Here is a 25,220-nt window from a genome sequence, read left to right as displayed (position 1 = left end):
CGGCGCGCTCACTCCCCCGCTCGCGGGTCGCCGAACCAGTTGCTGAAGATGCGCCAGAAGTTGCGATTGCCGTAGGCCGAGCACGCGTCGCCCGAGCCGTAGAGGTCGTCCAGCGCGGCCGCGTTCGGCTGGTACGGCGTGTAGTAGTAGAGCCCCGCGGTCGCCGCGTTCTCGATCCGCACCGGGGCCGTCCCGCAGGCGGCGTCGGGCGAGTACTGGATCTCGCTGGTCTCGCCGACCGGGTACCAGTCGAAGCTGCTCTCCGGGTTGCGGTAGCGCTGGAACTGCCAGGCCGCACCGTAGACCTGGCCGAAGAAGCCGAAGTAGTCGGTGTCGCAGTCGGCCGTGTCCGGGCAGCCGTAGCCGGTGGCGCTGCGGAACTGGCGCTCGCTCGGCGCGCTGTCGGTCACCAGCGACTGCTCCTTCTGCAGCAGCGTCAGCAGCACGGCGGGGCTGACGTCGCAGGCGCCGGCGACGAAGGCGATGATCTCGGCGGCCGAGACGTCCTGCCCACCCGTGACGGCGGCGCACTGCTCGTCGGCGGCGACGTCGCCGGTGTCCTCGGCGTAGTCCCGCAGGCACGGGACATCGGTCCCCGCGCAGGAGGGCACCCGCGCGTTGAGGAACGCCTGGATCGTCAGCGGGCCGAGGGCGTCGCCGTCGAAGAAGACCTCGTCCGACACGATGTCGCCGGGATCGAAGCCCGACCCGTCGACGCCGCCGGCCAGGTCGGTCCACATCCGGATGCTCGGCACCTCGGTCGCGGGAGCGGCCGCGGCGCCGAAGTCCGTCGCGCCGGGGAGCAGCAGCATCACCGCGAGGGCTGCGAGGGCCGCCGCCCCTCCCCGTCGACGTCGCACGACGGACGGGGAGGGGGCGACCGGGGAGGGATCGGCCGAGCTCATCCCTCCACGCTAGCGGCCGTGCGCCGGAGCATCAGCCGCAGGGCGTGAGCCGCGCGACCGCGTCCGACAGCGTGTTCGGGCCGCCGAGCAGGACGACCTTCTTGGCGCCGAACGCACTGATGTCGTTCAGCACCGCCTGCGGCACGCAGTCCCGCGGGACCGCGAAGAGCGGGCTCGAGGTGTAGCCGGCGGCGGTCGCTCCGGCGAGCGCGTCCGGGAAGTTCTCCCCGGTCGCGAGGTAGACCGTGCTCGCGCGCTGGAAGGCGGCCCTGTTCAGCTTCTCCGAGGTGTCGTAGCGGTCCGAGCCCGCGATGCGGGTCTTCGAGGCGACGGCGAGCGAGCGCTCGATGCCGTCGCTCACCGAGAGGGCGTTGCCCGCGATGGTGAGCGAGCGGACTCCGAGCTGCGAGACGAGGCTCTTCGTCGTGGCGTCCGCGGTCGCCAGCGTCCCGTTGACCAGGAGCACCGGAGCGTCCACCGAGCCGGCCGCCGCGCTGGCGCCCAGGGCGTCGGGGAACTTCTCGCCCGTCGCGAGCCACGCCCGGCTCGACCCGTCGGAGAAGGCGTACTGGACGACCTTCTTCGCGGTGTCGTAGCGGTCGACGCCGCCGAGGCGGGTGGGGGTCGCTCCGCCGCGCACGTACTGCTTGAGGTCCTGCAGCACGGCGTCGCTGACGCTCAGCGTGGAGCCGACCACGACGATCTTCGCGGGCTTGAGGCGGGTCAGCTCGGTGCGGACCGGCTGCGACATCGAGTCGCGGTCGACGAGCAGGAGCGGGCCGCCCTGCTTGGCCGCGGCGGGCGCGGCGCTCAGCGCGTCGGGGAAGGCGGAGCCGGTCGCGACGTAGACGACGGGGACGTTCGCCGTGAAGGTCGCCTTCGAGACGCGGACGGCCGTGTCCTGGCGGTCGGTGCCGGCGATCCGCTCGACGGGAACGGTCGTGCCGTTGGACACGCTCGTGCAGCCGAGGTCCTTGGTGCCGGGCGCCTTCGCGTCGCCCGAGCCGGTCCAGAGGTTCCAGTCCACCGAGGCGGCGCTGGCGCAGACCGTGTAGGTGCCCGCGGCCGAGGCGGGGGCGGTCGCGGAGAAGCCGTGGTTGCCGCCGGCGGCCGGGTACTCGCCCGGGATGTCGCCGCGGGAGGCGTTCGCGGTCTGGGTGCGGACGGTCTTGGAGCCGTCGGGCGCGGTGATGGTGACCGTGGTGGCGAGCTGCGCGCGCTGCGTCGTCGGGTCGACGGCCCAGCCGGAGGCGGTCAGCGTGCCGCCCGAGATCCTCGGGGCGTCGACGCGGCCGGCCGGGGCGACGCCGGCGTTGGCGAGCGAGCCGTTCCAGTCGCTGAAGATGTACCAGAAGTTGATGTTGCCGTAGGTGGCGCAGGCCTGGTTGCCCGTGTTCGTGAGCGCGTAGCTGTTGGGCTGGTAGGGCGTGTAGTAGTAGAGGTTCGCCGTGGCCTGGTTGCGGATCGCGACCGGCGACGAGCCGCAGGACGTGTCCGGGTTGAAGAGGATGCTCGGCGTCGTGCCCGCGGCGTAGGCCGTGAAGTTCGAGCCGGAGCCGGGCGGGTTCGCGTACTTCTTGAACTGGCGGGCCGCGCCGTAGACCTGGGTGAAGAAGCCGGCGGAGCCGTTGTCGCAGCCGGTGCTGTCGGGGCAGTTGAAGCCGGTCGCGCGGTTGTAGAGGCGCTCGGTGGGGCTCGTCGTCGAGACGAGGCTCGTCTCCTTCTGCACGAGGACGGCGAGCACGAGCGGGCTGATGCCGCACGCCTCGCCGACGCCGGCGAAGATCGACGCCGCGGACTCGAGGACGCCGCCGCGGTACGCCTTGCACATCGGGTCGGCCGCCTTCGACGGCGTGACCTGGCTGAAGGCCTTGAGGCAGGGCACGCCGTTGGGCGTACCGGAGCAGTTGCGGCCCTTGTCGTCCAGGAGCGCCTGCATCTGCTGCGCCGAGCGGGCGTCGCTGTCGAAGAAGTTCGCGTCGCTGAAGATGTAGCCGGCGCGGAAGCTCTTGGTGCTCTCCGCTTCGTACTGGACCTTCACGTCGGGCAGGACGGAGCCGTCGGCGGCGGTGACCTGCGCCTCCCCCGCTCCCGGATCGACGAGGACGGACGCGGGTGGCAGCGTCTCGTCGGCGGCGGCGGCGGCGGCGACCGGGACGAGAGCGGTCCCGAGTCCGACGGCGAGGGCGAGTGCGGCGGTGAGCAGGCGCGAAGGACGGCGGTGATTCCCCATGGTCCCGAAGCCTAGGGGCAACCTCCGACTCCGCCTCCTCCCGCTCCGGACACCCGTCCGAGGGTCAGACGGACATCGTCGGAGCGCCGCAGGGCGGATGTCGGAGGTCCGTGGTCTCCTCGGCGCATGGAACTCAGCTTCGTCCTCGGCCTCGCGGTCGGCGCGCTCCTCGCCGCCGTCGTCGCCGTGCTGCTCGCCCGTGCCCGCACCCCCGACACCGCGCTCGCCCTCGAGCTGGCCACGGCGCAGGCGCGGGCCGAGGGGCTCGAGGAGCGGCACGAGTCGGTCGTGGAGCAGCACCGCGAGCACCTCGGCTCCGCCCGCGATCAGATCCGCGAGCTGCAGGAGCAGCTGCGGGTCGTCGCCGAGCGCGAGCGGCACGACGCGCGGATCCTGCAGACGCTCTCCCCCGTCGCCGAGAGCCTGCGCGGGATGCAGGAGTCGGTGCGCCGCCTCGAGAGCGAGCGCGCCGCGCAGTTCGGCGCCATCACCGAGCAGCTGGAGGGGCAGCGGCTCGCCGGGGAGAGGCTCCGCTCGACCACCGAGACGCTCGCGTCCGCGCTGCGCTCGAGCGCCAGCCGGGGTGCGTGGGGCGAGACGCAGCTGCGCAACGTCGTCGAGGCGGCCGGGCTGACGCAGCGGGTCGACTTCGACGTGCAGTTCGGCCTGGAGGGCGAGGGCGGGAAGGGCCGCGCCGACATGGTCGTCCGCCTCCCCGGCGGCAAGGCGATCGCCGTCGACGCGAAGGTGCCGTTCGACGCCTACCTCGAGGCGAGCGCGATCCCCGCCGGCGCGGGGGCCGAGGAGGAGGCCCGGCGCGCCGGTCTGCTGCGGGCGCACGTGAGGGCCCTCCGCGGGCACATCGACGCCCTCGCCGGCCGCGCCTACTGGACCGGGCTGCCGGCGAGCCCGGAGTTCGTCATCGCCTTCATCCCCAGCGAGCCACTGCTCGCCAGCGCGCTCGATGTCGACCCGACGCTGCTGGAGTACGCGTTCCGCAAGCGGGTCGCCCTCGCCTCGCCGGTGACGCTCTGGTCGGTGCTGAAGACCGTCGCCTACACCTGGCAGCAGGACGTCCTGACCGACGACGCGAAGCGCCTGCTCGATCTCGGCAAGACCCTCTACGCGCGGCTGGCGACCCTCGCCGACCACGCGGAGGGGCTGCGCCGCTCGATCGAGAAGACGGTCGACTCCTACAACGCCTTCGCCGGCTCGCTCGAGACCCGCGTCCTCGTCACCGCGCGCCAGTTCGACACCCTCGACGAGTCCCGCGTGATCGCGCCGGCCGGCGGCGTCACGGTGTCACCGCGCCGCCTGACCGCCGTCGAGCTCCTCGCGCCGGACGAGCGCACGGCCTGAGCCGCGGGATCTCGAGACGCCGCTCCGCGGCTACTCGACCAGCATGCGGGCGCCGCTCCGCGGCGGCTCGAGCAGGGGTGCGCCGCTCCGCGGCTACTCGACCACCGGACAGGGCGCGCCCCCATCATGCTGATCGAGTAGCGCCCGCAGGGCGCGTATCGAGATCCGCCGTCCTGCAGACGTCGGTCTCGATACGCCGCTCCGCGGCTACTCGACCAGCATGAAGCGCAACACCGGCGCACACTGCTTCAGCAGGGGTGCGCCGCTGCGCGGCTACTCGACCAGCAGGTGACGGGGTCGGCCGCCTAGACCCACTTCTCCGCGAGGTGCTGGGCCGTCACGCGACGGATCGTGCCCGAGCGCGAGCGCAGGACGATCGACTCGGTGGTGATGATGTGGCCCTCCTTGCGGACGCCCTTCACCAGCCCGCCGTTGGTCACGCCGGTGGCGACGAAGTAGGTGTTGTCGCTGCGGACCAGGTCGTTCGCGTGCAGGACGCGGTCGAGGTCGGGTCCGGCGTCGATCGCGCGCTGGCGCTCGTCGTCGTCCTTGGGGCGGAGGATGCCCTGGATCACGCCGCCGAGCGCGCGGATGGCGCACGCGGTGATGATGCCCTCGGGCGTCCCTCCGGTCCCCACGCACATGTCGACGCGCGAGTCGTGCCGAGCGGCGTTGATGCCGCCCGCGACGTCGCCGTCGAGCAGCAGCCGCGTCCCGGCGCCCGCCGCGCGGATGTCGTCGATCAGCTGCGCGTGCCGCGGGCGGTCGAGCACCGCGATGCGCATCTCGTCGACGGGCTTGCGCTTGGCCCGCGCCAGCGCGCGGATGTTCTCGCCGATCGGGCGCTCGATGTCGATGATCCCCACGCCCTCGGGCCCGGTGACGATCTTCTCCATGTAGAAGACGGCGGAGGGGTCGAACATCGCCCCGCGGTCGGCGACGGCGATCATCGACAGCGCGTTCTGCCGGCCCGCGGCGGTCAGCGAGGTCCCGTCGATCGGATCGACGGCGATGTCGGCGGCCGGCCCGGAGCCGTTGCCGACGTGCTCGCCGTTGTAGAGCATCGGCGCGTTGTCCTTCTCGCCCTCGCCGATGACGACGACCCCGTCGAAGTTGACGGTGCCGAGGAAGGTGCGCATCGCGTCGACGGCGGCACCGTCGGCGGCGTTCTTGTCGCCCTTGCCGATGAAGGGGACGGCGCGGATCGCCGCCGCCTCGGTGGCTCGGACGAGCTCCATGCCGAGGTTGCGGTCCGGGTGGAGGTAGAGCGAGTCGTGGTCGATATCGGTCACAGCGCGGAGTCCTTCGCGTTCGAGTTCGTGCAGACGGCGTCGTCGCAGGACCCGCGGAGCGGATCCCCATCCCGGAGCGGAGTCTATCCGAGGCCCGCCCCGCGCCCGGGGGACGCCCCGCAGCCGCCTCGCTAGACTCGACGCCGACGCGGGCCTCGCCCGACCCCCTCCCGTTCATCCGTCAAAGGAGATGCCATGCCCGTCGCTACCCCGGACCAGTACGCAGAGATGCTCGACAAGGCGAAGAAGGGCGGCTTCGCGTACCCCGCGTTCAACGTCTCCTCCTCGCAGACCATCAACTCGGTGCTGCAGGGCCTGTCCGAGGCCGGCTCGGACGGCATCATCCAGGTCACGACCGGAGGCGCCGACTACTTCGCCGGCCACACGGTCAAGAACCGCGCCGCCGGAGCGATCGCCTTCGCGAAGTTCGCCACCGAGGTCGCCAAGAACTACCCGGTCACGGTCGCGCTGCACACCGACCACTGCCCGCAGAACGCGCTCGAGGGCTTCGTCTACCCGCTGATCGCCGCCTCCGAGGAGGAGGTCAAGGCCGGTCGCGAGCCGCTCTTCCAGTCGCACATGTGGGACGGCTCGGCCGTGCCCCTCGACGAGAACCTGAAGATCGCCCAGGAGATCCTGCCGCGCGTGAAGGCGATCAACGCGATCCTCGAGGTCGAGATCGGCGTCGTCGGCGGCGAGGAGGACGGCGTCTCGCACGACATCAACGAGCACCTCTACACCACGCTCGACGACGCGATCGCGACCGTCGAGGCCCTCGGCTTCGGCGAGCAGGGCCGCTACATGGCCGCGCTGACCTTCGGCAACGTCCACGGCGTCTACAAGCCCGGCAACGTGCGCCTGCGTCCCGAGCTGCTCCGCGAGATCCAGGACGGCCTGCAGAAGAAGTACGGCACCGAGGCGCTCCCGCTCGACCTCGTCTTCCACGGCGGCTCCGGCTCGACGGACGAGGAGATCGCCGAGGCGGTCCGCAACGGCGTCGTGAAGATGAACATCGACACCGACACCCAGTACGCCTTCAGCCGCTCGGTCGCCGACACCGTGCTGAAGAACTACGACGGCTTCCTCAAGGTCGACGGCGAGGTCGGCAACAAGAAGGTCTACGACCCGCGCTCGTGGGGCAAGATCGCCGAGTCCGCCATGGCCGTCCGCGTCGCCGAGGCGACCCGCCAGCTCGGCTCCGCCGGCCACTCCGGCAAGTAGGGCACCGCTCCGTGACGAACGCACACGACCAGCCGGGCCGCACAGAGCGCCCGGAACCGCAGTACGGCGAGTACGCGCCGCCCGGCTGGTCGTGGACGCCTCCGGAGGACGCCGTCGTCGTCCCCGACCCGCGAGGGTCCGAGACCGATCCGCGGCCCGTGACCGCGCCCTCCGCGAAGACCGTCGCGCACCCCGTCGACCGGCTGATCACGATCATCCTGCTGGCGCTCGGCGTCTTCTTCGCCGTGCCGACGCTGCTCGACCCCTCGAGCTTCGCCACCACCCTCTCCGAGCTGTACACGAGCCAGGGCATCGGCACCTACGCCTCCCCCGACCTCGCCCGCACCCTCGGGCTGGTCGTGGCGCTCGCGCAGGCGCTGATCGTCGCGTTCGCGGTCTGGATCTCGATCCGCCGGCTGCGGGCCGGCAAGCGCGCGGTGCTCGTGCCGATCCTGGGGATCGTCGCGACGGTCGTGCTCTCGCTGACGGTCGCGGCCATCGCGATCCTCGGCGATCCGACCTTCGCCGACTACGTCTCGCGGATGTCCGCCGGGACCGGCACGGACGTCTAGCGCCCGACCCGCTGACGCGAAGAAGGCCGCCCTCCCTCGGGAGCGGCGGCCTTCTCCTCGTTCTGCGTGCGGAGCGTCAGGCGCTGACGGAGGCGCTCACGCGTCCGCCGGCCCCGCGGGCGTCGCGCTTGCCGGCGACGTCCTTGCGCAGCTCCTTGGGGAGCGAGAACATCAGGTCCTCCTCGGCCGTCTTGACCTCCTCGACGTCGCCGTAGCCGGCGGCGGCGAGGTCGTCGAGCACCTCGCGGACGAGGACCTCGGGCACCGAGGCGCCGCTGGTGACGCCGACGGTGCGGATGCCGTCGAGCCACTCCTGCTTGATCTCGCTGGCGTAGTCGATCCGGTACGCGGCCTTCGCGCCGTACTCGAGCGCGACCTCGACGAGGCGGACCGAGTTCGAGGAGTTGGCCGAGCCGACCACGATGACCAGCTCGGCGTGCTCGGCGACCTTCTTGATCGCGACCTGGCGGTTCTGGGTGGCGTAGCAGATGTCGTCGCTCGGCGGGTTCTGCAGGTTCGGGAAGCGCTCGCGGAGGCGGCGCACCGTCTCCATCGTCTCGTCGACCGAGAGCGTGGTCTGCGAGAGCCAGACGACCTTGTCCGGGTCCTTCACCACGATGTTCGGGACGTCGTCGGGGCTGCCGACCAGGGTCACGTGATCGGGAGCCTCGCCCGCGGTGCCCTCGACCTCCTCGTGCCCCTCGTGGCCGATCAGGAGGATCTCGAAGTCGTCGCGCGCGAAGCGGACGGCCTCGCGGTGCACCTTGGTGACCAGCGGGCAGGTCGCGTCGATCGCCTGGAGCCCCCGGTCGGCCGCGTCCTGCACGACCGCCGGCGAGACGCCGTGCGCGCTGAAGACGATGTGCGAGCCCTCGGGGACCTCGTCGACCTCCTCGACGAAGATCGCCCCCTGGCTCTCGAGCGTGGAGACCACGTGCACGTTGTGCACGATCTGCTTGCGCACGTAGACGGGGGCGCCGTAGTGCTCGATGGCCTTCTCGACGGCGACGACCGCGCGGTCGACGCCGGCGCAGTAGCCGCGCGGGGCGGCGAGGAGCACCCGCTTGGCACCGTCGACGGGCTCGTCGCGCAGGCGCCCGGTAGCGCGGGGCATGCGCGGCATGGGCAGGCTGATCGGGGCTTCACTCACCCCGCGATTCTACGCGGTGCATCCTGTGCTCCCCGCGGAAGGGCCGGATCCGCTGACCGGCGGCCGGACGGGCCGCCTCGCGCCCGGCCCGGCGCCGCGGCCGCCGAGGTGTCGGAGGCATCCCGTACCGTTGTCGTCGCGGGTCCGCCGCCCGCTCCCCCGCCCGCCCGCTCCAGCGAAGGCACCGATGACAGACGCCCCTCCCACCGCCGATGCTCCCTGGCCGGTCGGTCTGCTCGCGAGCAAGATCAAGGGCTGGATCGAGCGCCTCGGCACCGCGTGGGTCGAGGGTGAGATCACGCAGTGGGGCGTCTCCGGCGGCAACGTCTACGGCAAGCTGAAGGACCTCTCCGGCGACGCCACCGTCGGCTTCACCGTCTGGTCCTCGGTCCGGGCCCGCCTCCCGGCGGACCTCAAGCAGGGCGACCGGGTGATCGCGCTGGTCAAGCCGAACTACTGGGTCAAGGGCGGCACGCTCTCGATGCAGGTGTTCGAGATGCGGCACGTCGGGCTCGGCGATCTGCTCGAGAAGCTCGAGCGGCTGCGCCGGCAGCTCGCCTCGGAGGGGCTGTTCGAGCCGGCGCGCAAGCAGCGGCTGCCCTTCCTTCCGCACGGGATCGGCCTGATCACCGGCAAGGACTCCGACGCCGAGAAGGACGTCCTCCGCAACGCCCAGCTGCGCTGGCCGGCCGTCCGCTTCCGCGTCGTGCACGCCGCCGTGCAGGGCGAGCGCACGGTGTCCGAGGTGACCTCGGCCCTGCGCACGCTCGACGCCGACGCGAGCATCGACGTGATCGTGATCGCCCGCGGCGGCGGCGACTTCCAGAACCTGCTCGGCTTCAGCGACGAGTCCCTCGTGCGGGCGGTCGCGGCCTGCACCACCCCCGTGGTCAGCGCGATCGGGCACGAGGCGGACCGCCCGCTGCTCGACGACGTCGCGGACCTCCGCGCGTCCACCCCGACCGACGCGGCGAAGCGGGTCGTCCCGGACGTCTCCGACGAGCTGCTCCGGGTGCAGCAGGCGCGGCTGCGGATGACCACCCGCGTCAGCGGGCTCGTCTCGCACGAGATCGACCGCCTGTCGCAGCTGCGCTCGCGGCCGGTCCTGGCCCAGCCTCGCGTCCTGGTCGACCAGCGCTCCGAGGAGCTGACCCGCTGGGTCGCCCGCGGCGCCGAGCTGGTCGAGCGGCGGATCGAGCGCGCCCACCTCGAGGTCGAGCGCCTGCACGGCCACCTCCGCGCGCTGTCGCCGCAGCACACCCTCGACCGCGGCTACGCGATCGTGCAGAACGGCAACGGTCACGTGGTCCGCACCCCGCAGGACGCGGCCGAGGGCGAGGCGCTCGTGCTCACCCTCGCCGAGGGCGCCGTCGCCGCCCGCTCGACAGGGCCCGCCGCCGATCCCGCCGGCCGCGGCTGACCCGTCCCGCTCCCACCCGCCCGCGCCCTCCTCGCAGCCCCGATCGATAGGATCACCCCCATGGCCGACGCCCGCACCGACTCCCCCGCCGTGCCGTCGAGCGACCCCGTCCCGACCCGCGAGACCGACGTCTCCGGCTTCAGCTACGAGCAGGCGCGCGACGAGCTCGTCCGCGTCGTCTCCGAGCTCGAGCAGGGCAGCTCCACCCTCGAGCGCTCGCTCGCCCTCTGGGAGCGCGGCGAGGCGCTCGCGGCCCGCTGCGAGGAGTGGCTGATCGGTGCCCGCGCTCGGCTCGACGCCGCCCGCTCAGGCGGATCGGCCGCCGGCGGATCGAGCGCCGGATGAGCCGCGAGAAGCCGCCGCGCGTCGTCGCCGAGCTCGGCCGTCCCGAGACGGCCGCCGAGACCGCGGCCCGCAAGGCCGAGAACTCCCGGCTCTACCGCCAGCGCAAGACCGTCAACAACCTCGTCTTCTCGCTGCTCGCGACCGTCGGCGCCGTGGCGCTGATCGTGCTGATCGTCCCGCGCGGCGAGGGCACCGTCCGCGACCCGGTGGACGTGCCGGCGGTCGCCGCCCAGTTCCAGCTCGGCGAGAGCGAGACGCTCGCCGCGCCCGACATGCCCGACTCCTGGTCCTCGAACGCGGCCGAGCTGCGTGAGGACGGCGGGGTCGAGTACTGGTACGTCGGCCTGATCACGCCCAAGAGCGGCTACATCGGCGTCAGCCAGGGCTTCGACGCCGACGAGCGCTGGGTCTCCGGCCAGCTCGACAGCGCCGCGGCGACCGGCGTCGAGCAGATCGACGGCCGCGAGTGGACGGTCTACGACCACCGCGACGGTGCCGGCGAGACCGGCAACAGCCCCTACGCTCTCGAGACGACGGCCGGTGGCAGCACCTACCTCGTCTACGGCACGGCGCCGACGGACGAGATCCGCCAGGTCGTCGACGCCATCACCCCGCAGATCGGCCAGGAGGAGTCCCGTTGAGCTTCGATCCGTCGAGTCCCCAGCACGAGGTCCCGCAGAGCATCGTCGTCGCGCGCGAATCGCGCCCGCCGTCGTGGGTCTGGAAGGAGATGCTGCGCGGCAACCAGCGCTTCGTCGCCGGCGAGCCCCGCCACCCCCGCCAGGACGTCGAGCGCCGCAACGAGCTCGCCGCCGAGCAGAAGCCGCTCGCCGCGCTCTTCGGCTGCAGCGACTCGCGCCTTGCAGCCGAGATCATCTTCGACCTCGGCCTCGGCGACCTCTTCGTGGTCCGCAACGCCGGCCAGGTCATCGCCGATTCGATCATCGGCTCCCTCGAGTACGGCGTCGCCGTGCTCGGCGTGAAGCTGATCCTCGTCCTCGGCCACGACGAGTGCGGAGCGGTCAAGGCCGCGATCCAGTCGCAGGCGCCCGACGCCGAGCGCCTCCCGCCGCACATCGAGCACCTGATCGAGCCGATCATCCCGGCCGTCCGCCGCATCGTCGGCCCGCAGCCCGACGGCCGCGTGCTCGTCGACCCGTCGACGACCGACGCCCTCGCGGTCGGCCGCGAGCACCTCCGCGACACCGTCGCCGAGCTGCTGCAGCGCTCCCCGCTCATCGCCGACGCGGTCGCCGCGGGAGAGCTCGCGGTCGTCGGCGCCAACTACCGCCTCGCCGACGGCACCGTCGACTCCGACGTGGTCCTCGGCATCGATCCGCCGCAGATGAGCCCGTACCGCTCGGAGCAGGAGCGCACCTCCAGCCCCCTGCAGAGCGTGTCGGGCCCCGACGCGACCGCTCCGGCCGCCGAGCAGCCGACCACCGACCTCCTCTCACCGAACCGATGAACCGAACAGAACAGGACGAACACAGCGTGGTGGACACCTCCCCGACCGACTCCGGCGCCGACGACGCCTTCCGCATCGAGCACGACACGATGGGCGAGGTCCGCGTCCCGCGCGACGCGCTCTACGCCGCGCAGACGCAGCGCGCGGTCGAGAACTTCCCGATCTCCGGCGCCGGCCTCGAGCCCGCCCAGATCGCGGCCCTCGCCCGGATCAAGAAGGCCGCGGCCCTCGTCAACGCCGATCTCGGCGTGCTCGACGGCGAGATCGCCCGCTCCATCGCCGACGCGGCCGACCTCGTCGTCGGCGGCGGCTACGGCGAGCACTTCCCGATCGACGTCTATCAGACCGGCTCCGGCACGTCGTCGAACATGAACATGAACGAGGTGCTCGCCACCCTCGCGACGACCGCGCTCGGCCGCGCGGTGCACCCGAACGACCACGTCAACGCCTCGCAGTCCTCGAACGACGTCTTCCCGACCTCGGTGCACGTCGCCGTGACCGGCGCGCTGATCCAGGACCTGGTGCCCTCGCTCGAGCACCTGGCCGAGGCCCTCGAGACCAAGGCCGAGCTGTGGGCCGAGGTCGTCAAGGCCGGCCGCACCCACCTGATGGACGCGACGCCCGTCACCCTCGGCCAGGAGTTCGGCGGCTACGCGGCGCAGATCCGCCTCGGCATCGAGCGCGTGCAGTCCGCCCTCCCCCGGGTCGCGGAGGTCCCGCTCGGCGGCACCGCCGTCGGCACCGGCATCAACACGCCCGCCGGCTTCCCGGCGAAGGTCATCGCCCGCCTCGCGGAGGAGACCGGCCTGCCCGTCACCGAGGCGCGCAACCACTTCGAGGCGCAGGGCGCCCGCGACTCGCTCGTCGAGGCGTCCGGCGCGCTCCGCGTGCTCGCCGTCAGCCTCACCAAGATCAACAACGACCTGCGCTGGATGGGCTCCGGCCCGAACACCGGTCTCGGCGAGCTGAGCATCCCGGACCTCCAGCCCGGCTCGTCGATCATGCCCGGCAAGGTGAACCCGGTGATCCCGGAGGCGGTCCTGATGGTCTGCGCCCGCGTGATCGGCAACGACGCGACGATCGCCTGGGCCGGAGCCTCGGGAGCCTTCGAGCTGAACGTCGCCATCCCGGTGATGGGCACGGCGCTGCTGGAGTCGATCCGCCTGCTCACCGCCTCGGCCACGCTGCTCGCCGACAAGACCATCGACGGCCTCGAGGCCAACGTCGAGCACGCGCGAGCTCTCGCCGAGTCCTCGCCCTCGATCGTCACGCCGCTGAACAAGGTGATCGGCTACGAGGCCGCCGCCAAGGTCGCGAAGAACTCGGTCGCGAAGGGCATCACCGTCCGCGAGTCCGTCGTCGACCTCGGCTTCGTCGAGCGCGGCGAGGTGACGGAGTCGCAGCTCGACAGCGCCCTCGACGTCATGTCGATGACCCACCCGGGCTGAGCCCCGCTCTCATGCTGGTCGAGTAGCGCCGCACGCGCGTATCAAGACCCCCACTCCAGACAACGGTGGATCTCGATACGCCCGCTCCGCGGGCTGCTCGATCAACATGGACCGGGCCGCCGCCGTGGGACGGGCGCCCACACCATGCTGGTCGAGTAGCGCCGCAGGCGCGTATCGAGACCCACCGCGGCCAGGACGTCGGCCGTCAGCGCGCGGCCGGCCGCCGCGCCCACGACGGCGCGCGCTCGGGTCGAGGACCGATGCCGACCAGTGCCGCCGGCACGACGGCGAGCCCGGGCAGCAGCCGGAGCAGCACCGCGAGCGCGGTCGGCGGTCCCGAGAGCCGCCCGTTCAGCGCCGGCAGGATCAGCCTCGCGTGCAGGACCCGCTGCAGCGACTGGATCAGCATCGCGGGCAGCGCGCGCCGGCGCTGCACCCGCGCGAGCACGCGGTCGCCCGTTGCCGTCCGCAGCACACCGCGGCGCAGCGGCCCGGCCAGCAGCCGCGCGGCCGCCACCGCGTCCTGCACGGCCAGGTTGATGCCGACGCCGCCCACCGGCGACATCGCGTGCGCCGCGTCGCCGAGGCAGAGCACCCCTGGAGCGTGCCAGCGCGGCAGCCGCTCGAGCCGGACGTCGAGGTGCTTCACGTCGTCCATCGACGCGATCCCCGCCACGTCCTCGGCGACCTCGGGGAGCAGATCGGCCGCCTCCACCCGGAACGCCTCGATCCCCCGCTCCCGCACCGCCGCGTCGGTGCCTTTGAGCCCCAGCCGCGCGATCTGCAGGTAGCCGTCGCGCGGGATCGCGATCGACACCCGCCCGCGCCCGATCCGCGGCAGGAGCGACTCGCCCACGGCCCGCGCGGTCGGCAGGCGGTACCACCAGACGTCGAAGCCGACCGCCAGCGACCGCACGGGCAGTCCGGACGAGCGGCGCACGGCCGACCAGCGCCCGTCGCAGGCGACCGTCAGATCGGCGAGCAGGCGCCCCTCCCCGGCCGGCGACCGGTACTCGACGCCGACGACCCGCCCGCCCTCGCGGACGACGCCGGTCACCTCGTGCTCGGTGAGGAGCGTGAAGCAGCGCTCGGCCTGCGCCGCCTCGGCGACCAGGGCCAGCAGGTCCCACTGCGGCACCATCGCGACGTACGGGTGGCGCACCGGCAGCCGCGCGAAGTCCGCGATCACCACGTCGCGCCCGTCGCGGCCGGGGATCGTCACCCGCTCCACCCGCGAGTGCCGGATCGCCTCGAAGCGGTCGAGGAGCCCGAGGTCCTCGAGCAGCCCGAGCGTCGTCGGATGCACCGTGTCGCCGCGGAAGTCGCGGAGGAAGTCGGCGTGCTTCTCCAGCACCGTCACCGCGACGCCGGCCCGCGCCAGCAGCAGACCGAGCACCAGGCCCGCCGGCCCGCCGCCCACGATCGCGCAGGTCGTCCCCCGCTGCAGGGCCGCGCTCCCACCGTCCACCCCGTCGTCTCCGTCGCCGTCCGCCACGTCGGCCTCCTCGCTCGGCACTCGGTCTACACCTCCGCGGCCGTGCGGACCAGCGTCCGAGGCTCGCCTGTCACGCCCCGACGATGACGATCCAGAACGCGGCGAGCTGGAACGGCCCGAACGGGATCCGCTCGCCCCCGCCCCGCAGCGCCGACGGCAGACTCCACGCCCCGGCCAGGACGAACGCGAGCACCGGCGCCAGGAGGGCGAGCGCCGGATCGACCGCCGCGAGCGGGAGCGCCAGCCCCGTCCCGAGCTTCACGTCGCCCCGGCCGAGCCCGCCCGCGGCGTGCAGCACCCCGAGCGCGAGCGCCGTCGCCAGCGCGGCGGGCAGCTCCCCCGGCACCCGCCCCGAGAGCGACTCGCCGACCATCGACGCGAGCCCCGCCAGCAGGATCGGCACCGTCAGCGCGTTCGGCAGCCGCCGCTCGCGCACGTCCGCGACCACGAGCGGCACGGTCGCCGCAGCGACGACGAGGATGACGATCGCCGCGAGCCCCTCGACCCGCGCGAGCCCGATCGCGCCGAGCAGAAGCGCGCCGACGAGCGCCGCCGAGAGGTCCTGGAGCCGGTGCATCCGGAGACTGTAGGGCCGATCGCCCCGCGCCCGCCGGAGTTCTCCACAGGCGATGCCGGACGTCCGCCCGTCACTCCCGGGGCGGCACCGACCCGAGCAGCGCGTTCGCGAAGAGCCCGTGCGCGGACTCGTCGTCGGAGGGGTGGAAGAGCCCGGCGAGCACGTCGCGGTAGAGCCGGGAGAGCTCGGAGTCGCGGCGGTAGGACGAGCCGCCCGAGACGCGGACGGCGCTCTCGACGATGCGCAGTGCCGCCTCGGTGGTGCGGATCTTCACGCCGACGAGCGACGGGAACCAGGCCGCCCCGCGCTCGACCAGGGCGTCGACGTCGGCCGCCGCGCTCGCGAGCGGTGCCCGGAGTCCGTCGAGCAGGATCGCGGCGTCGGCGAGGCGCCAGCGGATGTCCGGGTCCTCGGAGAGCGGCCGCCCGCCGACCCGGAGCGACGTCCGCTTCCGCGCCGACGCCACGCCGAGCTCGAGGGCGCGCTGGGCCACCCCGAGGTAGACCGAGGCGATCAGCAGCTCGAAGTCGGCGAAGATCGCGAAGACCAGCGGGTCGGCGGTCGGGCCGACGGGCAGCGAGCGGAACATCCGCGCGGCCGGCACCTCGACGCCGTCGAGCACCGTGGTCCGGCTCTGCGTCGCGCGCATGCCGAGGGTGTCCCAGTCGTCGTGCACAGTGAGCCCCGGCATCGGCGCGTCCGGCGACGGCCGGTCGACGAAGCCGTGCACGAGCCGCGGCTCCGGCCCGCTGTCGTCGCGGCCGAAGACGCCGAGCCGGGTCCAGGCCGGCGAGAGCGAGGTGAAGATCTTGGTTCCGGTGAAGCGGTAGCCGCCGTCGCCGAGCGGCTCCGCGCGGGTGAGCGAGTCGGAGAGCACGAGGTCGTTGCCGGGCTCGCTGTTGCCGAAGGCGAAGACGTGCCCGGCCGCCGCGTCGACCAGCACGTGCTCGAGCGAGGCGTCGCCGCGGGCGCGCAGAGCCTTCGCGATGCCGGTCCAGACCAGGTGCATCGTGGTCGCGAGCGCGGTCGCGGGAGCGGCCGTCGCCAGCCGGGTGTGCTCGGCCGTGACCTGCTCGAGACCGAGGCCGCCGCCGCCGAGCTCCGCCGGGACGAGCATCGTCAGATACCCGGCGGCCTTCAGCTCCTCGAGGTCCTCGGTGAAGAAGACGTTGCGCGCGTCGTAGTCGGCCGCGCGGAGGCGGAAGCGCTCGAGGAGCGCGTCGTCGAGGATGCTCACCCGCCCCACGCTACGCGCCGCAGCCCCGGATCACTCCAGTCGCGGAGCACCTCCGGCACGCGGAACGACCTCCGGCTCGCGGGAACAGGTCGATCCGGCGAGCCGGGACCGGTTCCGCGAGCCGGAGGCCGCTCAGACGCGAGCCGCCGGCGGGGAGGACTCAGGCCGACTCGTTCGACTCCAGCATCTCTGTGACCAGCGCCGCGATCGCCGACCGCTCGGAGCGGGTCAGCGTCACGTGCGCGAACAGCGGGTGCCCCTTCAGCGTCTCGATCACCGAGGCGACGCCGTCGTAGCGGCCGACGCGCAGGTTGTCGCGCTGGGCGACGTCGTGGGTGAGCACCACCCGCGAGTTCTGGCCGACCCGCGACAGCACCGTCAGCAGCACGTTGCGCTCGAGCGACTGCGCCTCGTCCACGATCACGAACGCGTCGTGCAGCGAGCGCCCGCGGATGTGCGTCAGCGGCAGCACCTCGAGCATCCCGCGCTCGATCACCTCGTCGAGCACGTTCTGCGAGACCAGCGCGCCGAGGGTGTCGAAGACCGCCTGCGCCCAGGGGTTCATCTTCTCGGCGGCGTCGCCGGGCAGGAAGCCGAGGTCCTGGCCGCCGACCGCGTAGAGCGGCCGGAACACCATGATCTTCTTGTGCTGGCGCTTCTCCAGCACCGCCTCGAGCCCCGCGCAGAGCGCGAGCGCCGACTTGCCGGTGCCGGCCCGGCCGCCGAGCGAGACGATGCCCACCTCCTGGTCGAGCAGCAGGTCGATCGCGAGCCGCTGCTCCGCGGAGCGGCCGTGCAGCCCGAAGACGTCCTTGTCGCCGCGCACCAGCGTGATCTGGCGCTTGCCGGTCACCCGGGCGAGCGCGGAGCCGCGATCCGAGTGCACGACCAAGCCGGTGTTGATCGGGATGTCGGCGACCTCGTCGGTGAACAGCCGCTCGCGGTCGTAGAGCTCGCTCATCTGGTCGCCCTGGAGGGTGACGTCGTCCATGCCCGTCCAGCCCGACTCGGGGGCGAGCTCGGCGAGGTACTCCTCGGCGGTGAGGCCGATCGACGCGGCCTTCACGCGCATCGGCATGTCCTTCGACACGACGGTGACGAGGGCGCCCTCGCTCTGCAGGTTCATCGCCACGGCGAGGATCCGCGAGTCGTTGTCGCCGAGCTGCAGCCCGCTGGGCAGCACCGACATGTTCGAGTGGTTCAGCTCGACGCGGAGGGTCCCGCCCCGGCCGACCCGGATCGGGAAATCCAGCCGCTCGTGCTTGACCCGCAGCTCGTCGAGGTGCCGCAGCGCCTGGCGGGCGAAGTAGCCGATCTCGGGGTCGTTGCGCTTGCCCTCGAGCTCGCTGATCACGACGATCGGCAGGACGACGGCGTGCTCCGCGAAGCGGAACATCGAGGAGGGATCCGACAGCAGCACCGAGGTGTCGAGGACGTAGGTGCGCTGGAGCTGCTCGGTGCGATCCGAGGAGCCGTGCTGCGCGCGGCGGTGGACCGCGCCCTGCGTGCCGTTCTGCGGATCCGTACCCTGGGGAACTGTCACGTCGACTCTCCACATTCCGGGGGCCGGAGCCCCCGACTCACTTCAGAGGATTCGAGTCGGCCGGTGGTGCGTCTCGGCACCGCGCAGTTCCTTCACTGGCAGTCATCGAGTCGTACTTGTGTGGCCGACTCGACCAGGTGCGTCACCTGATGATCCGAACCTAATCCCGGAAATGACAGCCGTGTGGTTCTTGCCGAGACGAACGTGTAACGGCTATGTGAACAGCGCGCGCGGGAGGGCAGCTCAGCTGCCGAAGCGGCGGTGCCGGCCGGCGTAGTCACGCAGCGCCCGGAGGAAGTCGACCTCGCGGATATCGGGGCCGAGCGCCTCCATGAAGTAGAACTCGCTGTGCGCGCTCTGCCAGAGCATGAAGTCGGAGAGGCGCTGCTCGCCCGAGGTGCGGATCACCAGATCCGGGTCGGGCTGACCGCTTGTGTAGAGGTGCTCGCCGATCAGCTCGGGGGTGAGCAGGCCCGCGACGTCCTCGATCGAGGAGCCGCGCTTGCCGTGCTCGTCGAGGATGCTGCGGACCGCCTGCGCGATCTCGTGGCGGCCGCCGTAGCCGACCGCGAGGTTGATGTGCAGGCCGGTGTGCGCGACGGTGCGCTCCTCCGCGCGGTCGAGCGCCGAGACGAGCGACTCCGGCAGCCCGTCGTCCGAGCCTACGTGCTGCACGCGCCACTCGGGCTGCTGCGAGACCTCCTCGGCGAGGTCGGCGATGATCGCGATCAGCTCGGTGAGCTCGGAGCTCTCCCGGCCGACCAGGTTGTCCTGCGAGAGCAGGTAGAGGGTGACGTGCCGGATGCCGAGCTCGTCGCACCACTGCAGGAACTCGTGCACCTTCGCCGCGCCCGCGCGGTGGCCGTGCGCGGCCGTCTCCAGCGCGCGCTGGCGGGCCCAGCGGCGGTTGCCGTCGATGATCATCGCGACGTGGTTCGGCAGCGCGGCGCCCTCGAGACTCGAGCGCAGCCGCTTCTTGTAGACGCCGTAGAGCAGGTCGCTCCCCACGGGCAGTCTCGGCTTCGGCACGGTGCCACGGTAGTCGAAACCGCGGCCCGGTACCGGACCACGGCTGTTCCCCCGTTCGAGCAGGCTCTCCCGGTCGCCCTGCGGCGGCGGGTCGTATCCTCGTCCGTATGAGCCACCGGCCGACCTCCCCCACGCCCGATCCGGATGCGCGCGCCGTGGCGGAGGACGACGCGGCCGGCCCGTCGCTCCCCGCCCTCCCGCTCGTCGAGGACGAGATCGAGCACGGCCCGGCGACGGAGGCGCGACCGACCTGGCGCGGCTGGATCCACGCCGGACTGTTCCCGGTCGCGATCGTCGCGGGCATCGTCCTGGTCAGCGTCGCCGACGGCGCACCGGCGAAGTGGGCGGCGACCGTGTTCGCCGTCTCGTCGCTGCTGCTCTTCGGCAACTCGGCGCTCTACCACCGCTTCGACTGGTCGCCGCGGACCAAGATGATCCTCAAGCGGATCGACCACGCGAACATCTTCCTGCTGATCGCCGGCACCTACACGCCGCTCGCCGCGCTCGCTCTGCCGCCCGCGCAGGGCTCGCTGCTGCTGGTCCTGGTCTGGGCGGGGGCGCTGCTCGGGATCGGCTTCCGGGTGTTCTGGATCTCCGCGCCGCGCTGGCTCTACGTGCCGCTCTACCTGCTGCTGGGCTGGGCGGCGGTGATGTACCTCGGCCCGCTGTTCGAGGCGAGCGCGGCGATGATGGTGCTCGTGCTGGTCGGCGGCCTCTGCTACTCCGTCGGCGCGGTCATCTACGGGATCAAGCGGCCGAACCCGGTGCCCGGGGTCTTCGGCTTCCACGAGATCTTCCACGCGCTGACCGCGGTGGCGTTCCTCTGCCACTGGACGGCGGCGCTGATCGTCTGCCTGAACCCGACCTACAACGTCGGCTGAGCGCGGGAGGCGTCACCGCCCTGAAATCAGCGCCCGGGCGTCAGCGTCCGGACGGGGCGTCCTCCGCGCGCTCGCGCTCCTCGGAGTCGAGCTGCTCGTTGACCTGGGCGCGGTAGGTCGTCCGGCGGACGCGGCGGACCATGTCGAGCGCGAGGAACACGGCGGCGAGCGCGATCACGAACATCGTGATGAAGCCGAACAGGCCGGGCGTCACCGTGTCCTCGTTGAACTCCGGCGCGGTCGTCGGCACCGGCGTGGCCTCAGCGGCGCGGATCAGGGCGACGTTGGCGGCCTCGAGCACGGTCGCGGCGATCATGCGGACTGCTCCTCGGAGGCGGGGGCGGCGAGGGCGGCGTCATCCGGCAGCGCGACATCGATCCCGGCGAAGAGGTCGGTCTCCGGCGTCGGCGCGTCGACCCGGCTCTGCACGAGCTGGAAGTCGTCGGTCGGCCACGCGGCGTCGATCGCCGAGTGCGGGAGGAAGAAGAACTTGTTGTCCGGCGCGACCTGGCTCGCGTGCGCCAGCAGGGCGGCGTCGCGGCGGTCGTGGAAGCCGGAGACGACGATCTTCGTGGTGGCGAGGTAGGGCGTCTCCTCGTTCCAGCGCTTCATCTCCTCGAAGGCCGCGAGCAGCGGGTCCTCCGGGTCGATCGCGCGGATGTGCTCGGCGATGGCGCGCAGCTTCTGCGAGCTGAACACGCGGTCGTAGTAGAGCTTCGAGACCGACCAGGCGGCGCCGGTGCCGGGGTACTCGTCGGCCTCGCCCGCGGCGCGGAACGCCTCGACCGCGACCTGGTGCGCCCGGATGTGGTCCGGGTGCGGGTAGCCGCCGTTCTCGTCGTAGCTGATGATCACGTGCGGGCGGAACCGGCGGACGAGGCGCACCAGCGGTGCCGACGCGGTCGGCAGCGGCAGGCCGGCGAAGGAGTCCGCGGCGACGGCGCCGTCCTCGGGCATCCCGGAGTCGACGAAGCCCAGCCAGGCGTGCTCGATGCCGAGCGCGCGCTGCGCGGCGGCCATCTCGTAGCGGCGCAGGCCGCCCATGTCGCGCTCGGCGTGCGCGCGGGCGCCGAGCGCCTCGTTCAGAACGGAGCCGGCCTCGCCGCCGGTGCAGGAGACGACCATGACCTCGGCACCGCGGGCGGCGTAGGAGGCGAGGGTCGCGGCGCCCTTGCTGGACTCGTCGTCCGGGTGGGCGTGCACGGCGAGCAGGCGCGGGACCTCGCGCGGCGCCACAGCGGCAGGCGCCTCTGAATCTGCGGAGACCTGGACGGCCTGGGACACGATCGCTCGATTCGTCGGGGTTTAATGGGGGGGCGTCGCTCGGTTTTCACCGGCGCACGTCACCCGCCAGAATAGTCGCTTCACCCCAGGGAGTTCCGTGGCCGCCCGAACGTCCGAGAGCGACGAGCGCGCGAGCGACCCCGCCCTCGACCCGGACGCCGTCCGCGCCGCCGGCCCTCTGGCTTCCCGCTACGGGCGCACCCCGCGCAGCCGCCGCGGCGACCGGCGCCTCTTCGCCCTCGTCGCCGTCGCCTTCGTCGCGGTCTTCGCCGCCTGGGTGATCTGGGCCGGCCTCGACGGCGCCCGCGACGGCGTCGACGTGCAGGACACCGCGCACGTGGTCGTCGACGACCGCACCGTCCAGGTGTCGTTCGACCTCACCGTCCCCACCGGCCGCGACGCCGCCTGCGCCGTCCAGGCGCTCAACGAGCAGTCCGCCGTGGTCGGCTGGCTCGTCGTCGAGTACCCCGCGTCCAGCGATCGCTTCCGCTCCTACACCGAGACGGTGCGCACCACGGAGCTCGCCACGACAGGTTTGATCTCCTCCTGCTGGCTCCCGTAGGGTGTCGGGGTGCCCTGACGGACTCGTCGGGGCCTTGTCTTTTCCCCCGCCGCACGCCCTCGGTCGATCCGCTCGACGGGCCAGGCGCCCGACAGCACCGTCGGTCGCGCGCGGCCGTCATGTGAGGAGCCCACCATGGCCGACCAGCCTCAGGTCACCTGGATGACCCAGGAGTCGTACGACCGCCTCCAGGCGGAGCACACCGAGCTGTCCACCAACGGACGCCTCGAGATCGCCAAGCGCATCGAGGTCGCGCGCGAGGAGGGCGACCTCAAGGAGAACGGCGGCTACCACGCCGCCAAGGACGAGCAGGGCAAGATCGAGGCGCGCATCCGCCAGCTGACCGCGCTGCTGCGCGAGGCCGAGATCGGCACGCCGCCCGAGAGCCACGGAGTCGTCGAGGCCGGCACGATCATCACCGCCGAGATCGCCGGCGACGAGTCGCGCTTCCTCCTCGGCAACCGCGAGATGGCGGGCGAGAGCGACCTCGACGTCTACAGCCCGCAGAGCCCGCTCGGCGGCGCGATCATGGGCCTGAAGGTCGGCGACTCCACCACCTTCGAGGCCCCCAACGGCCGGAACATCACCGTGAAGGTCGTCGACGTCGAGACCTGGAACGGCCACTGAGCACGTCACGGTGACCCGTCCGCGGCGTTGTCGTGAGTCACTCCGCGAGATGCCGCTTGTGCGCTCGACACGCCGTGTCGAAGCGTCACAAGTGGCATCTCGCGTATCCGGCGGACTAGCCGCGGGAGAGGCGCGGGCTGTAGCCGGCGTCGCGGAGGACCTGGAGGACGCGGTCGGCGTGCTCGGGGCCGCGGGTCTCGACGCTGATCTCGAGCTCGACCTCGCTGATCTGCAGGCCGCGGCCGTGCCGGGTGTGCAGCACCTCGACGACGTTGGCGTTGGCCTCCGAGATCAGGTCGGCGATCCGCGCGAGCTGGCCCGGCCGGTCCGGCAGGCCGATGCTCATCTTCAGGTAGCGCTCGGAGGCGGCGAGGCCCCGGCTGATCACCCGCTCCATCATCAGCGGATCGATGTTGCCGCCGGAGAGGATGACCGCGGTGCGGCCCGCGTTGCGGATCTTGCCGGTGAGGATCGCGGCGATGCCGACGGCTCCGGCCGGCTCGACGACGAGCTTCGCGCGCTCGAGCAGCACGAGCAGGGCGCGGGCGGTGTCGTCGTCCTCGACGGTGACGACCTCGTCGACGACCTCGCGGATGATCTCGAAGTTCAGCTGACCGGGCTTCGCGACCGCGATGCCGTCGGCGATGGTGGGCGAGATCGTGATGGCGATCGGCTCGCCGGCCGCGAGCGAGAGCGGGTAGGGCGCGGCGTTCGCCGCCTGGACGCCGATGACGCGCAGCGTGCGGCCCTCCTGGGCGGCCTTCTGCTTCGCCGCCGACGCGACGCCGGCGATGAGCCCGCCGCCGCCGATGGGGACGACGAGCGTCTCGACGCCGGGCGCCTGCTCGAGGATCTCCAGGCCGATGGTGCCCTGGCCCGTGATCACATCGGGGTGGTCGTAGGGCGGGATGAAGACCGCGCCGGTGCTCTCGGCGAACTCGGCCGCCGCGGCGAGCGCCTCGTTGAAGATGTGCCCGCTGAGCACCACCTCCGCGCCGTAGTCGCGGGTCGCCGCGAGCTTGGGCAGCGCGACGCCGATCGGCATGAAGATGGTCGCCTTGATGCCGAGCTCACGCGCGGCGAAGGCGACGCCCTGGGCGTGGTTGCCGGCCGAGGCGGCGACGACGCCGCGCTCCCGCTCCTCGGGAGTGAGGTGCGAGAGCCGGAACACGGCGCCGCGGATCTTGTAGGAGCCGGTGCGCTGCAGGTTCTCGCACTTGAGGAAGACGGGCGAGCCGAGCACCTCGGCGAGGAAGGTGCTCGTCTCCATCGGAGTGTTCGCGATGACGGGGGCGAGGACGGTTCGGGCCGCCTCGAACTCGCTCAGGGTCGGTCCGACGACGCGGCTAGTCTGCATGCTCTTCGGCAACTCTCTCGGGGGTTCGGGTCGGCGAGCGCCAGGCTCCGCTCGCGACGTAGTTGACCATGACGTTGAGGGTCGCGACGACCGGGACCGCGAAGAACGCGCCCGCGATGCCCGCGACGATCGAGCCGCCGGCGACCGCGAGGACGACGGCGAGCGGGTGCACCTTGACGGCGGAGCCCATGATCAGGGGCTGGAGGATGTGCCCCTCGAGCTGCTGGACGCCGAGGACGACGATCAGCAGGATCAGCGCGATGACCGGGCCGTTGTAGACCAGGGCGATGAAGACGGCCAGCGCGCCGGTGACGACCGCGCCGATCACGGGCACGAAGGAGCCGAGGAAGACCAGCACGCCGATCGGGATCGCGAGCGGGACGCCGAGCAGGAACGAGCCGAGCCCGATGCCCACCGCGTCGACGAAGGCGACCAGGATCTGCACCTTCACGAAGTTGGTCAGCGTGATCCAGCCCGCGCGGCCGGCCCCGTCGACGGCCCTCCGGGCGCGGTGCGGGAAGAGCCGCACGACCCAGCGCCAGATGTTCGGACCGTCGATCAGGATGAAGAGGGTCGAGAACAGCGTCAGCAGCACCCCGGTGAGCACGTGCCCGACCGTCGAGCCGACGCTGAGCGCACCGCTGACGAGCATCCCCGAGTCCTGCTGCACGGCGGCGAGCGCCTGCTGCGCGTACTGGTTGATGTCGGTCTCGGTCAGGTGCAGCGGCCCCTCGAGCAGCCACGACTTCAGGGCGTCGTAGGACTGCACGGTCTGGCGGCTGAGGTCGTCGAAGCCGGAGGTGACCTGGGTGACGACGAGGAAGAGCAGGCCGCCGATCACGAGGACGATGCCGAGCTCGGCCACCACGATCGCGAGCCACTTGGGCCAGTGGTGCCGCTGCAGGAACGTCGAGAACGGCACGAGGAGCGCCGCGATGACGATCGCGAGCAGCAGCGGGATGACGATCAGCCGCAGCTCGATCACCAGCAGGCCGATCACGGCGAGGGCACCGGCGACGACGAGGATCCGCCAGGCCCAGGCCCCGGCGATACGCATCCCGGTGCTGACGAAGGCGGCGTCCGGGTCGAGCGGGCGGGGCTGCGGAGCCCGCTCGGGAGCCGCGGCGGCGCGGACGGCGTCGCGGGCGCCGGACGTGCGGCGGGACCGGCCGAGTCTCATCCGCCCAGACTAATCCCCGCCGCATTCCGCGGGCG

The 25,220-nt window shown here is 72.4% G+C and carries 23 protein-coding genes and 1 pseudogene; 11 read left to right on the top strand and 13 right to left on the bottom strand.

Translation table 11 applies throughout. The features are described 5' to 3' along the window. Positions 1-8: 8 nt before the first annotated feature. Together MT350_RS04045 and MT350_RS04040 are read right to left on the bottom strand one after the other, a co-directional pair. On the bottom strand, positions 9-905 hold the full coding sequence (locus MT350_RS04045) for a hypothetical protein (protein ID WP_243615408.1): 897 nt from the start codon (positions 903-905) through the stop codon (positions 9-11). Positions 906-936: 31 nt separating this feature from the next. Further along, entirely contained in the window at positions 937-3,138 is a 2,202-nt protein-coding gene (locus MT350_RS04040; RefSeq protein ID WP_243598904.1) for a cell wall-binding repeat-containing protein, read from the bottom strand. A gap of 126 nt (positions 3,139-3,264) precedes the next feature. Here MT350_RS04040 and MT350_RS04035 point away from each other — a divergent pair, with 126 nt between their 5' ends. After that, complete coding sequence (locus MT350_RS04035; RefSeq protein WP_243598903.1) at positions 3,265-4,497, top strand: DNA recombination protein RmuC; 1,233 nt, start codon at positions 3,265-3,267, stop codon at positions 4,495-4,497. A 305-nt stretch (positions 4,498-4,802) separates the two neighbouring features. On the opposite strand, the gene glpX is transcribed toward MT350_RS04035, so the two are convergent. Further along, complete coding sequence (gene glpX / locus MT350_RS04030; protein ID WP_243615633.1) at positions 4,803-5,735, bottom strand: class II fructose-bisphosphatase; 933 nt, start codon at positions 5,733-5,735, stop codon at positions 4,803-4,805. Between the two features lie 249 nt (positions 5,736-5,984). Here glpX and fbaA point away from each other — a divergent pair, with 249 nt between their 5' ends. Further along, the gene (gene fbaA / locus MT350_RS04025; protein ID WP_123445424.1) at positions 5,985-7,010 is read left to right on the top strand and encodes a class II fructose-bisphosphate aldolase; all 1,026 of its coding nucleotides are present in this window, start codon (positions 5,985-5,987) and stop codon (positions 7,008-7,010) included. An 11-nt stretch (positions 7,011-7,021) separates the two neighbouring features. Then, on the top strand, positions 7,022-7,582 hold the full coding sequence (locus tag MT350_RS04020; protein ID WP_243598902.1) for a DUF6264 family protein: 561 nt from the start codon (positions 7,022-7,024) through the stop codon (positions 7,580-7,582). 76 nt (positions 7,583-7,658) lie between these two features. On the opposite strand, the gene MT350_RS04015 is transcribed toward MT350_RS04020, so the two are convergent. After that, the gene (locus tag MT350_RS04015; protein ID WP_243615632.1) at positions 7,659-8,705 is read right to left on the bottom strand and encodes a 4-hydroxy-3-methylbut-2-enyl diphosphate reductase; all 1,047 of its coding nucleotides are present in this window, start codon (positions 8,703-8,705) and stop codon (positions 7,659-7,661) included. A gap of 214 nt (positions 8,706-8,919) precedes the next feature. On the opposite strand from MT350_RS04015, the gene xseA reads away from it, so the two are divergent. The 5 genes and pseudogenes from xseA to MT350_RS03990 all read left to right on the top strand — a co-directional run bounded on the left by xseA (position 8,920) and on the right by MT350_RS03990 (position 13,413). Further along, a complete protein-coding gene (gene xseA, locus MT350_RS04010) occupies positions 8,920-10,152 on the top strand; it encodes an exodeoxyribonuclease VII large subunit (RefSeq protein WP_243598901.1) in 1,233 nt (410 codons plus the stop codon). Positions 10,153-10,212: 60 nt separating this feature from the next. Continuing rightward, entirely contained in the window at positions 10,213-10,497 is a 285-nt protein-coding gene (locus tag MT350_RS04005; protein ID WP_243586462.1) for an exodeoxyribonuclease VII small subunit, read from the top strand. Further along, complete coding sequence (locus tag MT350_RS04000) at positions 10,494-11,138, top strand: DUF4245 domain-containing protein (protein WP_127886140.1); 645 nt, start codon at positions 10,494-10,496, stop codon at positions 11,136-11,138. The genes MT350_RS04005 and MT350_RS04000 overlap by 4 nt, the downstream gene beginning before the upstream one ends. Before the next feature lie 89 nt (positions 11,139-11,227). Continuing rightward, positions 11,228-11,833, top strand: a pseudogene (locus MT350_RS03995) (carbonic anhydrase); the annotation flags it as partial. A gap of 158 nt (positions 11,834-11,991) precedes the next feature. Continuing rightward, entirely contained in the window at positions 11,992-13,413 is a 1,422-nt protein-coding gene (locus MT350_RS03990) for an aspartate ammonia-lyase (protein ID WP_243598899.1), read from the top strand. 205 nt (positions 13,414-13,618) lie between these two features. Here the strand turns inward: MT350_RS03990 and MT350_RS03985 are convergent, their stop codons facing one another. The 5 genes from MT350_RS03985 to MT350_RS03965 all read right to left on the bottom strand — a co-directional run bounded on the left by MT350_RS03985 (position 13,619) and on the right by MT350_RS03965 (position 19,294). Beyond that, positions 13,619-14,908 carry an FAD-dependent oxidoreductase gene (locus MT350_RS03985; protein WP_243598898.1) on the bottom strand — a complete coding sequence of 430 codons (1,290 nt, stop codon included), beginning with the start codon at positions 14,906-14,908 and terminating at the stop codon, positions 13,619-13,621. A gap of 70 nt (positions 14,909-14,978) precedes the next feature. Then, a complete protein-coding gene (locus MT350_RS03980) occupies positions 14,979-15,485 on the bottom strand; it encodes a prepilin peptidase (protein WP_243615407.1) in 507 nt (168 codons plus the stop codon). A gap of 70 nt (positions 15,486-15,555) precedes the next feature. Beyond that, complete coding sequence (locus tag MT350_RS03975) at positions 15,556-16,731, bottom strand: acyl-CoA dehydrogenase family protein (protein WP_243598896.1); 1,176 nt, start codon at positions 16,729-16,731, stop codon at positions 15,556-15,558. Between the two features lie 151 nt (positions 16,732-16,882). Beyond that, on the bottom strand, positions 16,883-18,280 hold the full coding sequence (locus tag MT350_RS03970; protein WP_374204642.1) for a PhoH family protein: 1,398 nt from the start codon (positions 18,278-18,280) through the stop codon (positions 16,883-16,885). Between the two features lie 228 nt (positions 18,281-18,508). Continuing rightward, entirely contained in the window at positions 18,509-19,294 is a 786-nt protein-coding gene (locus MT350_RS03965) for an isoprenyl transferase (RefSeq protein ID WP_243598894.1), read from the bottom strand. Positions 19,295-19,401: 107 nt separating this feature from the next. Between MT350_RS03965 and MT350_RS03960 the strand changes: the two genes are divergently transcribed. After that, positions 19,402-20,175, top strand: a complete 774-nt coding sequence (locus MT350_RS03960) for a hemolysin III family protein (protein ID WP_243598893.1) — start codon at positions 19,402-19,404, stop codon at positions 20,173-20,175. A gap of 40 nt (positions 20,176-20,215) precedes the next feature. Here the strand turns inward: MT350_RS03960 and MT350_RS03955 are convergent, their stop codons facing one another. Both MT350_RS03955 and mca read right to left on the bottom strand, forming a co-directional pair. Next, positions 20,216-20,491, bottom strand: a complete 276-nt coding sequence (locus MT350_RS03955) for a hypothetical protein (RefSeq protein ID WP_243598892.1) — start codon at positions 20,489-20,491, stop codon at positions 20,216-20,218. Next, positions 20,488-21,411, bottom strand: coding sequence for a mycothiol conjugate amidase Mca (gene mca / locus MT350_RS03950; protein ID WP_243598891.1), 924 nt, complete (start codon positions 21,409-21,411; stop codon positions 20,488-20,490). The genes MT350_RS03955 and mca overlap by 4 nt, the downstream gene beginning before the upstream one ends. Positions 21,412-21,556: 145 nt before the next feature. Here mca and MT350_RS03945 point away from each other — a divergent pair, with 145 nt between their 5' ends. After that, entirely contained in the window at positions 21,557-22,021 is a 465-nt protein-coding gene (locus MT350_RS03945; protein ID WP_243598890.1) for a DUF4307 domain-containing protein, read from the top strand. A gap of 135 nt (positions 22,022-22,156) precedes the next feature. Beyond that, positions 22,157-22,648 carry a transcription elongation factor GreA gene (gene greA / locus MT350_RS03940; protein ID WP_123445411.1) on the top strand — a complete coding sequence of 164 codons (492 nt, stop codon included), beginning with the start codon at positions 22,157-22,159 and terminating at the stop codon, positions 22,646-22,648. Between the two features lie 115 nt (positions 22,649-22,763). Here greA and ilvA read toward each other — a convergent pair whose 3' ends face one another. Together ilvA and MT350_RS03930 are read right to left on the bottom strand one after the other, a co-directional pair. Then, positions 22,764-24,005, bottom strand: a complete 1,242-nt coding sequence (gene ilvA, locus MT350_RS03935) for a threonine ammonia-lyase (RefSeq protein WP_123445410.1) — start codon at positions 24,003-24,005, stop codon at positions 22,764-22,766. Then, positions 23,995-25,185, bottom strand: coding sequence for an AI-2E family transporter (locus tag MT350_RS03930; protein ID WP_123735277.1), 1,191 nt, complete (start codon positions 25,183-25,185; stop codon positions 23,995-23,997). The genes ilvA and MT350_RS03930 overlap by 11 nt, the downstream gene beginning before the upstream one ends. Positions 25,186-25,220 lie beyond the last annotated feature (35 nt).

The sequence above is a fragment of the Rathayibacter sp. VKM Ac-2928 genome, from assembly GCF_022815545.1.
Taxonomy (GTDB): Bacteria; Actinomycetota; Actinomycetes; order Actinomycetales; family Microbacteriaceae; genus Rathayibacter; species Rathayibacter festucae.
Note: the sequence above shows the minus strand (reverse complement) of the source record. Positions and strands in the feature narration are given on the sequence as shown.